Here is a 15,195-nt window from a genome sequence, read left to right as displayed (position 1 = left end):
CTCCAGCGGGCCGCCGATGACCCACAGGCCGATCATGTTGCCTGCGATGTGCCACAGCTCGGTGTGCAGGAACACCGAGGTCGGCAGCCGGTGGTCCCCGCCGCGAAGCGCCTCCTGCGCTGCGCGTCGGTCCGCGGCGGGATCCAGGCGGCGGCCACCAGCGCCAGGGGGACGACGTAGAACAGGTCGTAGGGGCCCCCGAGACGGGGCAGGTACGAGGTCGCCTGGCCGAGCCACGCGGCCGCCGGGGCCAGCACGGTGAAGAGCGCCGCCACCGACAGCCACCGCCGCCGCTCGTCGGGGTTCAGGGGCGTCGAGATCTTCGTCATGACGCCATTGCACCGCGCCGGCCGGCGGCCGCGGCAGCGCCCGCGTACTCACTTCCGCCGTGCGGGATACCTAGTGCTGTGACCGGAAAGGCTCACCGGGTCGCGGCGCCCTGCACGGCACCTCGCGGCGTTGTCGGACCACGCGAGTACGTCCAGTACGAGACGTGGCCCTCCGCCTTGCGATGCACCGCACCGGACACCGCGCCCCGGCAAACCTTTCCGGCCACAGCACTAGTGCTGTGGCCGGACGGCGTGCCGGTCCGGGTGGCGGTCGAAGCGGACGCGGCCGCCGATCTCGACGGTGCCGTCGGGGCCGGGGGCGGTGAGGATCTGGGAGCCGGCGCCCTGGGTGATGTTCAGGGCGCGGTTGAGCTGGGCCGTCAGCAGGATCGCCGCCGAGCCGGTGGCCTCGTCCTCGGCGATGATCCCGTCGGGCCGGCGCGGGAAGCCGCGGGCCCGCACGCGGCCCGCGGTCTCGTCCTCCCAGGCCCAGGCGTACAGCCAGCCCTCGCCCGGCGGCGGGGCCGGGAGCGCCTCGACCTCGGCGACGGATCCGTACTGCTCGGTGCGCTTGCCCTCGACCCACTCGGCGCGGGCGGTGATCCAGGTGAACTCCCCGTCGTCGCGGGCCCATACGGATCCGGCGGGCGGCTGGAGCTCCTCGATGTCGAGCAGCCACGCGACCCCGACCAGCGGATGCCCGGCGAAGGACATCCGCGTGCCGGGGGTGCGGATGTCTACGACGCCGCGCTCGGGGTCGTCGACGAACACCGTCTCGCTGTAGCCGAGTTCGGCGGCCAGCGCCTGCCGCGACGCGTCGTCGGGGCAGGTCCGGCCGTCGCGTACGACGCCGAGCAGGTTGCCGTACCGGCCGTCACCCGCGCAGAAGACCTTCAGCACGTCGAGATCGTTCACGCGGGAATTCAAGCACGGCTCAGACCTGGGCCGTACGCCGCCTGCGCGCGAGGAACAGCGCGCCCGCGCCGGCCGCGATCACCGCGCCGGAGGTGGTGAGCAGGGCCGCGGCGGGGATCTCGGCGCCGGTGTTGGCGAGGTTGCCGCCGACGGAGCCGCCGCCGCCCACGCTGGCGCCCGTGCCACCCGTACCGCCGGTGCCCCCGGTGGTGCCGCCCGTACCGCCCGTGCCGCCGGTGGTGCCGCCCGTGGTCGTGGGCAGGGTGGCGTCCTTGTCCACGGCCACGGAGAGGGTGAGCGGGTCGATCGCGTCGCCCGCCTTGTACATGGAGCCGGTGGTGTCGTTGGCGAAGGCCGCCGCGCCCTCGGCGGTGAAGGCGGCCGGGACGGCGTTCAGCGCGAGCACGCCGTTCTTGGTCTTGTAGTCGGTCTTCGACAGGTCGAGCGTGGCGAAGGGGACGGCCGTCTTGCTGCCGGAGGCGTTCTTGACGTCCAGGTACAGGGTGCCGGTCTTGCCGGTGGCGTCGAGGCGGGGGTTGGCGAAGGTCATGTCGATGCCGTGGGCCGCGTACTGGAAGCGGAGGTTGCCCTCGAAGGAGGCGTTCAGCTTCTGCTTCTTGACGTCCAGCTCGCCCTTGCCGAAGGCGAAGTCGAAGAGGTCGCCGTTCTTGGCGGCCCCGCCGGCCGGGGTGATCGAGCCGGCGGCCAGGACGTACTTGCGGAAGGACTCCTTCACGCCCCACGTCAGCTTGCCGCTGAGGACCTTCTGCACGCCGTCGGCCGGAGCGGTGGGCTGCGGGGCGGTGGGCGTGGGCTTCGTGGGGGTGGGCTTCGGCGGGGTGGGCTCGGGGTCCGGGGTGGGCTGCTTGAACTCCAGCTTGGCGGTGAGCGGGTCGCCCGCTTTGTTCTCGTAGCCCGGCGAACCGAGCGCGTCGGCCGCCTCCTTGGTGAGCGTGGTCGCCAAGTTGGTCATCGCCTGGCCGGCGAAGGCCACCTTGGCCAGCGGCACGTCCTGGGTCGTCGCGCCGGACTTGGTGACGTCAGCGGTGAGGTTCTTGGTCCCGGTGTCGATACGGAAGTCCGAGAGCTTGACCTCGAATCCGTGGCCGGTCGGCGGGGCGGGCGAGGAGAAGGTGACGCTGCCCTTGAAGGCCGCCTTCACCACGTGGCCGCCGGCCGGGTCGTACTGGCCTGTCGGCTCGGCGAAGTGCAGCGTGCCGTCCTCGTTCTGCTTGGCGCCGTCCGCCACGGTGATGGTGCCCTTGGCCATGCCGGTCACGTAGGCCCGGTAGCTCGCGAGCACGCCCCAGTCGAGGGAGCCGCCGGTGATCTCCATCGGCTGGGTCGGGGGCCCTCCGGCCGCCTGGGCGGGCAGGACGAGGGCGGTGGTGCCGAGCGCGGCGGCGGTGAGGACGGCGGCCGCGAGGGATATCGGGCGGCGGATGGACGACATGGCTGGGAACTCCCGGGGGACAAGAAGGAAGGGGAAAGGAGGAGGGGGGCTACTCGGCGGGGGCGGCCGTACGCCGCTTGCGGACCACCAGGAAGGCGGCGCCGCCCGCCAGGACCAGTACGGCCACGGCCAGGGCGATGAACAGCCCGGTGTCGGAGGACTGCGCGGCCTTCGCGGCGGGAGCGGGTTCGGCGGCCGTCGGGGCGGGCGCGGGCGAGGCCGTGGAGCCCAGGTCGGGCAGGGCCGGCAGCTTCGCGGTGGCGTCGAGGGCGACGGCGAGCGAGACGGGGTCCATCTCGGTGCCGGCCTTGTACATGGAGTTGAAGGCCTGCGATCCGCCCTCGGTGAGGACGGCCGGGGCTTCGGTCAGCGTGGCCAGCCCGCCCTCGGTCTTCAGCCCCTTGGCGTCGAACTCCACCAGTGGGACGGCGCTCTTCGTCTCGCTGCCGGTGGTCACGTCCGCGGACAGCACGCCCTTGCCGTTCTCCACCTTGACGCTCACCTTGCCGAGCTTGAGGTCCAGATGGGCGCCGGTGAACTGGACGGTGCCGGCGAAAGCCGCGTCAAGGGTGCCTTTCCCGCCGTCGTACGCGCCCTTGCCCTGCGGGAAGCGGAACAGCGCGCCGCCGTCCTGGGCGCCCTCGGCGAGGGTCCACTTGCCCTGGCCGACCGAACCGGTGACGTACTCGCGGAAGGTGCGGCGCACCCCCCAGTCGACGGCGGCGTCGGCGAAGGCGCCCTGCGCCTGCGGGGTCTGCTCCGTGGCGCCCGGCTGCGGGGTCGCCGACGGCGAGGGCTCCGCGGCCGGTGCGGACTTGACGTCGGCGGAGAGCGAGACGGGGTCGAGCTGCGTGCCGGCCGCGTAGTAGCCGGCGAAGGCCTGGGCGCCCTGCGTGGTGAGGGTGGCCGGGACGTTGGTGAGGGTCAGCGGGCTGGCGCCGCCCTTCATGTTGATGCCGCCGAGGCCGAGCGTGGCGAAGGGCACCTGGGACTGGTTGGTGACCGCGCCGGTGTCCTTGGCCTTGCTGGAGACGTCCACGTACAGGGTGCCGCTACCGCCGCTGATCTTGACGGTGGGGCGGCTGACGGTCATGTCCAGCTCGTGGACCCCGTCGGGCTTCTGGTGTCCCTGGAAGGTCACCCCGCCCGAGTAGGAGGCCTCGAAGGTGCCGGACGCCGGGTCGTAGGAGCCGGCCGCCGAGTGGAAACGGAACAGACTGCCGCCGACCGTGGCGGCCCCGCTCTTCAGCTTGAAACTGCCTTTTGCGATCGGACCGGTGACATAACTCTGGAAAGACGATTTGATACCCCAGTCGAGGCGACCCCCCTGCACGGTGCCCGCCCGGGCTGCGGTGGCCGGGAGCAGGACTCCCAGCAGGGCCGCCAACAGCGTGACGGCGAACGCGCGGACGGGTCTAGCGGACATGAACGTCCCCTCCTGGGTCTGGCTAAGCAAGGTTAGGCTAACCTAAGCTACGCACGGCCGGGTTCGTAACCCCCCGGTCTCCAGAACCTCAGTCGGACGATCAGGACGGTGCCTTCGTGCCTACGCCCGCCGCGTCACACCGCATTCCCCGTCTCGCACTTGCCGTGGCAGCACTGGCACTCGCGCTGACGGGCTGCGGAGGTACGGCCACCACCCCGGGCTCATCCGCCCCCACCGCAGCCGCCGTTCCGGACCGGGTGGAACCACTCGCTCCGGCACCGCAGCCCGCACTGCCGGTGACGGTGCCCTCGGCCGACGGCGCCCAGGTCACCATCGCCTCCGCGGACCGCGTCGTCCCGCTGACCGGCAGCCTCAACGAGATCGTCCACACCCTGGGCCTCGGCAAGCAGGTCGTCGCCCGGGACATCACCGCCACCTTCGAACAGGCCGCCGACCTGCCGGTGGTGACACGTGGCCACGACGTCTCCGCCGAGAGCGTCCTGTCGCTGCGCCCGACCCTCGTCATGGCGGAGACCACCAGCGGCCCCGCGGAAGCGATCCAGCAGATCCGCGACGCGGGCATCCCCGTCCTCGTCGTCGCCCCGGCCAAGTCCCTGGACGACGTACCGAAGCGCATCGACACGGTCGCCACCGCCCTGGGCGTCAAGGACGCGGGCACCCGGCTGAACCAGCGCACCGCGGACCGGATCGCCGCGGCCCGCAAGGACATTCCGGCCGCTTCCGGCAAGAAGCCCCGCGTCGCCTTCCTCTACCTCCGCGGCACCGCCTCCGTCTACCTGCTGGGCGGCTCGGACTCCGGCGCGGCCTCCCTGCTGGAGGCGGCCGGCGCGGTCGACACCGGCAAGGAGTCCGGGCTCGGCAAGGACTTCACCCCGATCACCAGCGAGGCCCTGGCGGCCGCCGCCCCCGACGCGATCCTGGTCATGTCCAAGGGCCTCGAATCGGTCGGCGGCATCGACGGCCTGGTCAAGATCCCGGGCGTCGCCCAGACCCCGGCCGGCATGGACCGCCGCGTGGTCACCGTCGACGACGGCGTCCTCCTCAACTACGGCCCCCGCACCGACCAGGTGCTGACCTCCCTGGTCACCCAGCTCTACGGCAAGGCCGCCTGAAGTGCCCCTCTACGAACCCACGCGCCGCACCACCACCGGTTCCGACGGGGACGGGTGTGTGTCGGGGCGATCCCCGCAGGGCGCCGAACGCAACGGGGCTCCGCTCTCCGACCCCCCGCCACGTTCGGCGTCCGAGGAGACGCCCCGGCGCGCGCCCGGCCCCGGCGGAACCACCCCGCCAGGTGCGACCCCCGCCAAGCGGCGCAGCCAACGGGCCCTGGTCCTCACCGCCGCGCTCGTCACGACCCTGCTCCTCCTCGCCCTCGTCTCCGCCGGCACCGGCGCCTACCGCATCCCCACTCCCGACGTACTCGCCTCCGTCCAGCACCGCATGGGCCTCGGCGGCGCCCCCCTCGACCGGGTCGGCGAGAGCGTGCTGTGGAACGTACGCCTCCCCCGCGTCGTCCTCGCGCTGCTCGTCGGCGCCAGCCTCGGCTGCGCCGGCGCGCTCATGCAGGGCGTCTTCGGCAACCCCCTCGCCGAGCCCGGCGTGATCGGGATCTCGGCCGGCGCCGCCGTCGGCGCGGTCGCCGCCATCGGCCTCGGCCTCAGCTTCTTCGGCAACTGGACGATCACCGTCTGCGCGTTCGTCGCGGGCCTGATCACCGTCAGCTCCGTCTACCTCCTCTCCCGCAACGGCGGGAAGACCGAGGTCGTCACGCTCATCCTGACCGGCATCGCCGTCAACGCCTTCGCCGGCGCCCTCATCGGCCTGTTCGTCTTCTTCGCGGACAGCGGCCAGGTCAACCAGATCACCTTCTGGCAGCTCGGCTCCCTCGCCCAGGCCACCTGGCCCAAGGTGCTCGCCGTCCTGCCCTGCGCCCTCGCCGGCCTGCTGATCGCCCCCTTCTACGCCCGCCGCCTCGACCTGCTGTCCCTCGGCGAACGCCCGGCCCGCCACCTCGGCATCGAGGTCGAACGGCTGCGCCTGTCCCTGATCCTGGTCGTCGCCCTGCTGACCGCCGCCGCCGTGGCCGTCGCCGGGGTCATCACCTTCATCGGCCTCCTCGTCCCGCACCTGCTGCGCATGGCCAACGGTCCCGGCCACCGCTTCCTGGTCCCCGGCAGCGCGCTCGCCGGAGCCGTGGTCCTCGTCGCGGGCGACCTCGCCGCCCGGACCCTCGCCCAGCCCGCCGAGCTGCCGCTCGGTGTGCTGACCGCCCTGATCGGCAGCCCCTTCTTCTTCTGGCTGCTGCGCCGCACCCGCCGCAAGCAAGGAGGCTGGGCGTGACCAGCAGCGCGACCAGCAGCGCGACCAGCAACCTGACCGGCAGACTGGCCGGGCTGCTCGCCCGGAACAGGCGCACCCTCCCGTCCCGCCCCACCCCCGGCACGCCCCTCGCCGAGATCGTGGACCTGCACGTCCGCCTCGGCGCGCGCGAGGTCCTCGCGGGCATCGACCTGATCGCCCGCTCCGGCGAGGTACTGGCGCTCGTCGGCCCCAACGGCGCCGGCAAGTCCACCCTGCTGGCCGCACTCGCCGCCGACCTGCCCGCCACCTCCGGAGAGGTCCGGATCGACGGCCGCCCGGTGGGCGACTGGAGCGCCCCGGACCTCGCGCTGCGCCGCTCCGTACTCCCCCAGTCGGCCGCACTGTCCTTCCCCTTTCCGGTGGAGGACGTGGTCCGGATGGGCCGCGCCCCCTGGGTCGGCACCCACCTCGCCGACGCCGACGAGGAGGCGGTGGCCACCGCCATGGCCGCCACCGAGGTGACGGACTTCGCCGCCCGCCCCTTCTCCGCCCTCTCCGGCGGCGAGCGGGCCCGGGTCGCACTGGCCCGCGTACTGGCCCAGCGGGCCCCGCTGCTGCTGCTCGACGAACCCACCGCCGCCCTCGACCTGCGCCACCAGGAGCTCGTGCTCCGCATATGTCGGGAGCGGGCCGCGGCCGGGGACGCGGTGGTCGTCGTCCTGCACGACCTGGGCCTGGCCGCCGCCTACGCGGACCGGGCCGCCGTCCTGCACGACGGCCGGATCGCCGCGGCCGGACCGCCCGCCGAGGTGTTCGAGGACGCCTTGCTCAGCCGGGTCTACCGGCAGCCGGTGGAGGTGCTCCCCCACCCGCGCACCGGGGCCCCGCTGGTGGTTCCCGTACGTACGGCCGAGCCTTCCGCGGTGCGGAAGGAACAGCCGGCCTGAGCCGGGCCCGGGCCCTCTCCGACTTGACCGCGGCTTGACCTTGCCATGGGGCTGTCATGGAGGGTCCGTGACGGGTCCGTGTCCGGCCGCCGCACCCCGCGAAGAGGTGAGAGCTGAATCACTGGACGCGTGGGTATGGCTCAGGTAAGCCTCGGTTAAGTTAGGTCCGCCTCACTGGCCTCTCCCCCTTGGGACGGCCCACTCGCCCGACGCCCAGGAGCCCCCTATGCGCCCCGCCCGCCTCACCGTCATCGCCGCCGCCTCCGTCGCGGCGGCCCTGACCGCCGTCACCGGCTGCTCCCAGAAGAGCGACACGGGTGGCGACGACGTGATCAAGGTCGCGGCCTCCGACAGCGCCTGCGACGTGTCGAAGACGGAGTTCCCGTCCGGCAAGGTGCAGATCGACGTCGAGAACAAGGGCTCGAAGGTCACCGAGGTCTACGTCCTCTTCCCGGACGCCCGCATCGTCACCGAGCGCGAGAACATCGGCCCCGGCACCAAGGCCTCCATCACCGCCGAGATCAAGGCGGGCGACTACGAGATCGTCTGCAAGCCCGGCATGAAGGGCGACGGCATCGCCAAGAAGGTCAAGGCCACCGGCAAGGGCGCCGGCGAGGAGAAGCGCAGCCCCGAGGCGGACGCCGCGGTCGCCGCCTACCGCGCCTACGTGGTCGCGCAGGCCGAGGAGACCCTCCCCAAGGCGCAGGCCTTCGCCGACGCGGTCAAGGCCGGCGACATCGAGGGCGCGAAGAAGCTGTACGCCGCCTCCCGCATCGGCTGGGAGCGCACCGAGCCGGTCGCCGAGTCCTTCGGTGACATCGACCCGAAGGTCGACGTCCGCGAGGACGGCCTGGAGGCCGGCCAGGACCCGGCGAAGGACTGGACCGGCTGGCACCGCCTGGAGAAGTCCCTGTGGGCCGACAACAAGATCGGCGATGACGAGAAGAAGCTCGCCGACACCCTGATGGCGGACCTGGCCGACTGGCAGAAGAAGGTCGGCACGGCGGAGATCACCACCAGCTCGATGGCCAACGGCGCCAAGGAGCTCCTCGACGAGGTCGCCACCGGCAAGGTCACGGGCGAGGAGGAGCGTTACTCCCGCACCGACCTGGTCGACTTCAAGGCCAACATCGAGGGCGCGCAGAAGGCGTACGAGCTGCTGAAGCCGCTCGCCGCCAAGAACGACCCGGAGCTCGCCAAGCAGCTGGACACCCAGTTCGCGGCGATGACGGTGCTGCTGGACAAGTACCGCACGGACAAGGCGTCCTACGAGTTCACCTCGTACGACAAGCTCGGCGATGCGGACAAGAAGGAGCTCTCCGACGCGGTCAGCGCCCTCGGTGAGCCGCTCTCCAAGCTCGCCGCAGCGGTCACGAAGTAACGGCAGAACGAGGCAGGCGGGAGAGCACCATGACCGAGTCGCAGTCGCAGTCGGAGCCGGCGGCGCAGCCGCAGCAGGCGGTCGGCGAGTCCCCGGCCCCGCCCTCGCGGCGCGCCGTCCTGGGCTGGGGCGGAGCCGGGCTCGCGCTCGGCGCCGCCGCGGCCGGCGGTGCGGTGGCGGCCTTCGGCGACGGGTCGGACATGGTCTCGGCCGCGGCGGCCGGCGGTGCCGTGCCCTTCCACGGCGAGCACCAGGCCGGCATCGCGACCGCCGTGCAGGACCGCCTGCACTTCGCGGCCTTCGACGTGAAGACGAAGAGCCGCGAGGAGCTGGTCCAGCTCCTCAAGGAGTGGACCGAGGCGGCCCGCCGCATGACGGCCGGCCAGCCGGTCGGCGAGGGCGGCTTCGGCGGCCTCCCGGAGGCCCCGCCGGACGACACGGGCGAGGCGCTGGGCCTGAAGGCCTCCCGCCTCACCCTGACCATCGGCTTCGGGCCGGGCCTGTTCGCCAAGAACCGGTTCGGCCTGGAGGGCAAGCGCCCCGAGGCGCTGATCGACCTGGAGCTGTTCCCCGGCGACAACCTGGACCCGGCCCGCTCCGGCGGCGACCTGTGCGTCCAGGCGTGCGCCGACGACCCGCAGGTCGCCGTGCACGCCATCCGCCAGCTCGCCCGCATCGGCTTCGGCAAGACCGCGGTGCGCTGGTCCCAGCTGGGCTTCGGCAAGACCTCGTCGACCACGCCCGACGAGCAGACCCCGCGCAACATGATGGGCTTCAAGGACGGCACCCGGAACATCTCGGGCACCGACAAGGAGGCCCTGGACAAGCACGTGTGGGTCGACGCGGGCGACGGCAGCGACTGGCTGACCGGCGGCTCCTACCTGGTGGCCCGGCGGATCCGGATGAACATCGAGATCTGGGACCGCACCCCCCTGCAGGAGCAGGAGGACATCTTCGGCCGCGACAAGGGCGAGGGCGCCCCCGTCGGCAAGTCCAAGGAGCGCGACGAGCCCTTCCTGAAGGCGATGAAGCCGGAGGCGCACGTCCGCCTGGCGCACCCCGACACCAACAACGGTGCGACGATCCTGCGCCGCGGCTACTCGTTCACCGACGGCACGGACGGTCTGGGCCGCCTCGACGCGGGCCTGTTCTTCCTCGCCTACCAGCGCGACGTGCGCAAGGGCTTCGTCCCGATCCAGCGGAACCTGGCGAAGTCCGACGTCCTCAACGAATACATCCAGCACGTGGGTTCGGCCGTCTTCGCCGTCCCGCCGGGCGTCCGCGACAAGGACGACTGGTGGGGCCGGACGCTGTTCGCGTAGTGCCCGTCGTAGAGCCTGGAGAGGAACCACCGCCGTGTTCGGCAACTATCTGATCGGCCTGCGCGAGGGGCTGGAAGCCAGCCTGGTCGTCTGCATCCTCGTCGCGTACCTGGTGAAGACCGAGCGCCGGGACGCCCTGCGTCCCGTGTGGATCGGCATCGGGATCGCCTGCGCGCTCTCGCTCACCTTCGGCGCGATGCTCGAATTCGGCACCCAGGAGCTGACCTTCGAGGCGCAGGAGCTCCTCGGCGGCAGCCTGTCCATCATCTCGGTGGGCCTGGTGACGTGGATGGTCTTCTGGATGAAGCGCACCGCGCGGCATCTGAAGGCCGAGCTGCACGGCAAGCTCGACGCGGCGCTGGCCATGGGCACCGGCGCGCTGGTCGCCACCGCCTTCCTGGCCGTCGGCCGCGAGGGCCTGGAGACCGCGCTGTTCGTGTGGGCGTCGGTACGGGCCAGCGGCGAGGGCTCCTCGGCCCCGCTGATCGGCGTGCTGCTGGGCATCGCCACGGCGATCGTGCTGGGCTGGCTGTTCTACCGGGGCGCCCTGAAGATCAATCTGGCGAAGTTCTTCAAGTGGACCGGCGCCATGCTGGTGGTCGTGGCCGCGGGCGTGCTCGCGTACGGGGTCCACGACCTGCAGGAGGCCCGCTTCCTGGGCGGCCTGGGCGACAAGGCCTTCGACATCTCCGCGACGATCCCGCCGGACAGCTGGTACGGGACGCTGCTCAAGGGCGTCTTCAACTTCCAGCCTGACCCGACCGTCCTGCAGCTCACGGTGTGGGCGCTGTACCTGGTCCCCGTACTGCTGCTGTTCTTCCTCGACCGCAGCCGCCCGGCGAGCCCGAAGCCGCAGCCCGCGGACGCCGCACCCGCGAGCTGACCGCTCACCACAGCCGGTCGATGTGCCCGGGGTGGAGCAGGACGCGGACGCCGGTGAAAGCCGCGCGGTCGCGTCCCGGCTCGGCCGTGAAGAAATCCGCCAGCACCACCTTGTCGAAGCCGGGGGCGTCGGTGGCGAGCGGCTCCGGGTCGTCGGGGGCGCCGCCCACCAGCACCGTGCCGGGCAGCTGCGCGAAGCCGGCCGCCTCGTAGAACGGGGCCAGCGGGCGGTCGCAGCTGAACAGCGCCAGGTCCACGCCCCGGTCCGCCGCGAGCTCGGCGCGGGCCGCCGCCACCAGCCGCGCCCCGCACCCCCGGCCGCGCAGCTCGGGCCGGGTCACGACCGCGCTCAGCCCGGCCGCCCGGTAGCTCCGCCCCGCGAGCCGGATCTCCTTGAACAGCAGCGCCAGCGAGGCGGCCACGGTGCCGTCCGCGGCCAGCAGGAGCAGGACCCGCGGAGCCAGGGCCGGATCGTGCCCGGGCTCGGCCCCCGGCCAGGCCGCGCCCTCCAACTCCGCGACCCCCCGCCGCAGCCCTGCGGGCAGCTCCGCCTCTGCGCATCCGACCACCCTCGTGAAATCCAGCCCCGCCTGGGGGCACCTCCCAGCGATAGCTGGGGGAGTTTGAGGCGCGGGGTCCGGGGCGGAGCCCCAGGAAGCGGGGACGATGTCCGCGGTCACGGGAGGCGGACGCCCTCGCCGCCGACCCTGACCCGGGGGTCACCGGCGCGGAGTTCCACCGTGAGGACCCCCGGGCGGCCCATGTCCTCGCCCTGGTGGAGGGTGAGCACGGCGTCCGCCGGGACCAGGCCGAGCTCCCGCGCGTACGCACCGAAGGCGGCCGCGGCGGCTCCCGTGGCGGGGTCCTCGACGACGCCGCCGACCGGGAAGGGGTCCCGTACGTGGAACTCCGCGGGTCCCGTCCGGTGCACCAGCTGAACCGTCGTCAGGTCCAGGCTCCGCATCAGGGCCTCCAGCCGGGCGAAGTCGTACGCGAGGTCCGCGAGCCGGGCCCGGGTGGCGGCGCCGAGCACCAGGTGGCGGGCTCCGGCGTAGGCGATCCGGGGCGGGAACGCCGGGTCCAGGTCCCCCACCAGCCAGTCCAGCGCGGCCAGCGCCTCGGCGAGGTCGGCCGCGCCGATCTCCTCGATGTGCGGCTCGACGCTGGTCAGCGTGGCCCGCAGCCGCCCGCCGTCCTCGGCGGTGACGGACACCGGCACGGTGCCCGCCCGCGTCGCGAGGAGCAGTTCCCCCGGACCGATCCGCTCGGCCAGCGCCACGGCCGTGGCCACGGTGGCGTGCCCGCAGAAGGGGACCTCCGCCTTCGGGCTGAAGTACCGCGCGGTGAAGGACCGGCCCGCCGGTCCGCCGAGCCCCTCGGGCGGTGCGGTCAGGAAGGCGGTCTCGCTGTACCCCAGGCGGGCGGCGATCGCGAGCATCGCGGCGTCGTCCAGCCCGGCCGCGTCGAGCACGACCCCGGCGGGGTTGCCGCCGTCGGGGTCGTGGGAGAAGGCCGTGTAGCGCAGTACCTCGGTAACGGTCATGCGGCCATGATCGTCCGGAGCGCCGTGCGGGTCCAGGCCTTTCGTGCCGGGCGGAGTGGACGGCACCCGGCTGGGTACGAGCGGAACGACCGGCACACGGCACACATACCGCGAGAACGAGGACGACCATGACCGAACACCCCGACGAGGCCGCCGTGGAGGCCGCCCACGAGCCGCACGACCCGGCTCCGGGAGAGCGCGCCGCCGTCGACCGGGTCCGCGCCGAGGCCGTCGGGATGGGGCACCACCGGGTGGAGGCCGCGCTGGAGGCGGCGCGCGCGGAGGCCGCCGACCCGGCCGTGGTCGCCGAGTGGGAGCGCATCGAGGAACACCTGGCCGCGCACCGGGGCCCGTACGCCACTGACGCCGACCCCTTCGTCCAAGGCCTGCTCACGGCCCGCGCACAGCACGGGATCGACCCGCGGGAGCCGGCCCCGGGCCCGGGCGCGGGCGCGGGCGCGGGCGCGGGCGCGGGCGCGGGCGCGGGCCCCGCGCACCGGGGCTAACCCCGACCGATGTACGGCATCGACGTCGCCATCACCGTCGCGAACTGCACGTTGGCCTCCAGCGGGAGCTCCGCCATGTGCAGGACCGTGCGGGCCACGTCGGCGGCGTCCATCACCGGTTCGACGGCCAGCTGACCGTTGGCCTGGAGGATGCCGGTCTGCATGCGCTCGGTCATCTCGGTCGCCGCGTTGCCGATGTCGATCTGGCCGCAGGCGATCCGGTACGGACGTCCGTCCAGCGACAGTGACTTCGTCAGGCCCGTCATCGCGTGCTTGGTCGCGGTGTAGGCGATGGAGTTCGGGCGCGGCACGTGCGCCGAGATGGAGCCGTTGTTGATGATGCGGCCGCCCTGCGGGTCCTGCCGCCTCATCTGCCGGAAGGCGGCCTGCGCGCACAGGAAGGCGCCGGTCAGGTTGACGTCCACGACCGAGCGCCAGGCCTCGTAGGTGATGTCCTCCAGCGCGACCCCGCCCGGGCCGAAGGTGCCGGCGTTGTTGAACAGCAGGTCGAGGCGCCCGTAGCGGGCCCGCACTGACTCGAACAGCGCAGTCACGTCGTCCGGGTCGCTGACGTCCGCCCGTACGCACAGCACGTCGGCTCCGTCGCCGGCCGCGGCGGCGGTCTGTTCGAGCGGCTCGGTCCGACGGCCCGCGACGGCCACGGACCAGCCCGCCGCGGCCAGGGTCAGCGCCACGGAGCGGCCGATTCCGGAGCCGGCGCCGGTCACCACGGCGATCTTCTTCGTACTTTCGTCCATGGGCCCGCAGGGTACGTCACACGGCCGCCCGGTCCCGGGACGTTCCGATTGCTGAGAGCATGGGTCGGTCAGGGGTGCGTAAAGCAGATGAGAAGACTGGAGTTCCGCATGTCGGAGAGAGGCCCCGCGACGGCACCCTCGCACGACTCGTCGCCCGAATCGCCCTCCGCCCCCGTCACCACCAAGCCCCTGACGGCCGCCCGCCGCACGGGTCTGCTCGTCACCTTCATACTCGGGGGGCTCACCGCCCTCCCCCCGCTGTCCATGGACATGTACCTGCCGGCCCTGCCGCAGGTCACCGAAGCCCTGAACAGCCCCGCCGCGACCATCCAGCTCACCCTCACGGCCTGCCTCGCCGGCATGGCCCTGGGCCAGCTCGTGATCGGCCCGATGAGCGACAGGTGGGGCCGGCGCCGGCCCCTGCTCGCCGGCATGGTCGTCTACGTCCTGGCCACCGCGATCTGCGCCCTCGCGCCGACCGCCGAGCTGCTGATCTCCTTCCGGCTGCTCCAGGGCCTGGCCGGCGCCGCCGCGATCGTCATCGCACGGGCCGTCGTACGCGACCTGTACGACGGGGACGAGATGGCCCGCTTCTTCTCCACCCTGATGCTCATATCCGGGGCCGCCCCGATCATCGCCCCGCTCATCGGCGGCCAGGTGCTGCGCTTCGCCGACTGGCGGGGCGTCTTCGTCGTCCTCACCGGCGTCGGAACGGTCCTCACCCTGATGGTCTGGCGCAGCCTCGGCGAAACCCTGCCGCCCGAGCGGCGGCACACCGGCGGCGTCGGCTCCGCCCTGCGGACCATGCGCGGGCTGCTCGGCGACCGCGTCTTCGCCGGCTACACCCTGACCGGCGGCTTCGCCTTCGCCGTGCTCTTCTCGTACATCTCCGCCTCCCCCTTCGTGGTGCAGGAGATCTACGGGGCCTCGCCCCAGGCCTTCGCCCTGCTCTTCGGCCTGAACTCCGTCGGCCTGATCCTCGTCGGCCAGATCAACGGCAAGCTGCTGGTCGGCCGGGTCAGCCTGGACAAGGTCCTCGCCGTCGGCCTCGCGACCATCACGGCCGCGGCGGTGGCCCTGCTGCTGATGTCGACGGGCGTGTTCGGGGAGGTCGGGCTGACTCCGATCGCCGCCGCGCTGTTCGTCCTGATGTCGGCGATGGGCGTGGTCCTGCCGAACACCAACGCCCAGGCCCTGATGCGCACCCCGCACGCGGCGGGCTCGGCCTCCGCGCTCCTCGGCACCTCCTCGTTCCTGATCGGCGCGATCGCCTCGCCGCTGGTGGGCATCGCGGGCGAGGACACGGCCGTCCCGATGGCACTGGTCCAACTGGTGTGCGCCCTCCTGTCCCTGACCGCCTTCCTGGGCCTCTGCCGCCCGTGGAAATCCAGCCCCGTCGCATAATCCA

14 protein-coding genes and 1 pseudogene are annotated in these 15,195 nt (G+C 72.8%); 8 read left to right on the top strand and 7 right to left on the bottom strand.

The window, feature by feature from the left end:
- From AB0D29_RS36455 to AB0D29_RS36440, 4 genes and pseudogenes are all read right to left on the bottom strand, one after another.
- A pseudogene (locus AB0D29_RS36455) lies at window positions 1-93 on the bottom strand (rhomboid family intramembrane serine protease); the annotation flags it as partial.
- Between the two features lie 467 nt (window positions 94-560).
- The gene (locus AB0D29_RS36450; protein ID WP_362860144.1) at window positions 561-1,244 is read right to left on the bottom strand and encodes a PhzF family phenazine biosynthesis protein; all 684 of its coding nucleotides are present in this window, start codon (window positions 1,242-1,244) and stop codon (window positions 561-563) included.
- 19 nt (window positions 1,245-1,263) lie between these two features.
- Window positions 1,264-2,697, bottom strand: a complete 1,434-nt coding sequence (locus AB0D29_RS36445; protein WP_362860143.1) for an HtaA domain-containing protein — start codon at window positions 2,695-2,697, stop codon at window positions 1,264-1,266.
- Window positions 2,698-2,746: 49 nt separating this feature from the next.
- Window positions 2,747-4,123 carry an HtaA domain-containing protein gene (locus AB0D29_RS36440; RefSeq protein ID WP_362860142.1) on the bottom strand — a complete coding sequence of 459 codons (1,377 nt, stop codon included), beginning with the start codon at window positions 4,121-4,123 and terminating at the stop codon, window positions 2,747-2,749.
- Window positions 4,124-4,239: 116 nt separating this feature from the next.
- Between AB0D29_RS36440 and AB0D29_RS36435 the strand changes: the two genes are divergently transcribed.
- From AB0D29_RS36435 to efeU, 6 genes are all read left to right on the top strand, one after another.
- The gene (locus AB0D29_RS36435) at window positions 4,240-5,256 is read left to right on the top strand and encodes an ABC transporter substrate-binding protein (protein ID WP_362860141.1); all 1,017 of its coding nucleotides are present in this window, start codon (window positions 4,240-4,242) and stop codon (window positions 5,254-5,256) included.
- Window positions 5,257-5,314: 58 nt separating this feature from the next.
- Window positions 5,315-6,487: an iron ABC transporter permease gene (locus AB0D29_RS36430; RefSeq protein WP_362860140.1), complete on the top strand. Its 1,173-nt coding sequence runs from the start codon at window positions 5,315-5,317 to the stop codon at window positions 6,485-6,487.
- Window positions 6,488-6,531: 44 nt separating this feature from the next.
- Window positions 6,532-7,395, top strand: a complete 864-nt coding sequence (locus tag AB0D29_RS36425) for a heme ABC transporter ATP-binding protein (protein WP_362860149.1) — start codon at window positions 6,532-6,534, stop codon at window positions 7,393-7,395.
- Window positions 7,396-7,621: 226 nt separating this feature from the next.
- A complete protein-coding gene (gene efeO, locus AB0D29_RS36420; RefSeq protein WP_362860139.1) occupies window positions 7,622-8,776 on the top strand; it encodes an iron uptake system protein EfeO in 1,155 nt (384 codons plus the stop codon).
- Window positions 8,777-8,805: 29 nt separating this feature from the next.
- Window positions 8,806-10,098, top strand: coding sequence for an iron uptake transporter deferrochelatase/peroxidase subunit (gene efeB / locus AB0D29_RS36415; RefSeq protein WP_362860138.1), 1,293 nt, complete (start codon window positions 8,806-8,808; stop codon window positions 10,096-10,098).
- Window positions 10,099-10,132: 34 nt separating this feature from the next.
- Window positions 10,133-10,981, top strand: coding sequence for an iron uptake transporter permease EfeU (gene efeU / locus AB0D29_RS36410; protein WP_362860137.1), 849 nt, complete (start codon window positions 10,133-10,135; stop codon window positions 10,979-10,981).
- 4 nt (window positions 10,982-10,985) lie between these two features.
- Here efeU and AB0D29_RS36405 read toward each other — a convergent pair whose 3' ends face one another.
- Window positions 10,986-11,549 (bottom strand): GNAT family N-acetyltransferase, encoded by a 564-nt coding sequence (locus tag AB0D29_RS36405; protein WP_362860136.1) that lies wholly within the window; start codon window positions 11,547-11,549, stop codon window positions 10,986-10,988.
- Window positions 11,550-11,656: 107 nt separating this feature from the next.
- A complete protein-coding gene (locus tag AB0D29_RS36400; protein ID WP_362860135.1) occupies window positions 11,657-12,523 on the bottom strand; it encodes a PhzF family phenazine biosynthesis isomerase in 867 nt (288 codons plus the stop codon).
- A gap of 128 nt (window positions 12,524-12,651) precedes the next feature.
- Between AB0D29_RS36400 and AB0D29_RS36395 the strand changes: the two genes are divergently transcribed.
- Complete coding sequence (locus AB0D29_RS36395) at window positions 12,652-13,029, top strand: hypothetical protein (RefSeq protein ID WP_362860134.1); 378 nt, start codon at window positions 12,652-12,654, stop codon at window positions 13,027-13,029.
- Here AB0D29_RS36395 and AB0D29_RS36390 read toward each other — a convergent pair.
- Window positions 13,026-13,787, bottom strand: a complete 762-nt coding sequence (locus tag AB0D29_RS36390; RefSeq protein ID WP_362860133.1) for an SDR family oxidoreductase — start codon at window positions 13,785-13,787, stop codon at window positions 13,026-13,028. The genes AB0D29_RS36395 and AB0D29_RS36390 overlap by 4 nt on opposite strands.
- 108 nt (window positions 13,788-13,895) lie before the next feature.
- Between AB0D29_RS36390 and AB0D29_RS36385 the strand changes: the two genes are divergently transcribed.
- Window positions 13,896-15,191 (top strand): Bcr/CflA family multidrug efflux MFS transporter, encoded by a 1,296-nt coding sequence (locus AB0D29_RS36385; protein WP_362860132.1) that lies wholly within the window; start codon window positions 13,896-13,898, stop codon window positions 15,189-15,191.
- Window positions 15,192-15,195 lie beyond the last annotated feature (4 nt).

Source organism: Streptomyces sp. NPDC048424 (assembly GCF_040651555.1).
In the GTDB taxonomy this organism is placed as follows: domain Bacteria; phylum Actinomycetota; class Actinomycetes; order Streptomycetales; family Streptomycetaceae; genus Streptomyces.
The sequence above is the reverse complement of the archived record's forward strand: the minus strand, read 5'-3'. Positions and strand labels throughout refer to the sequence as shown.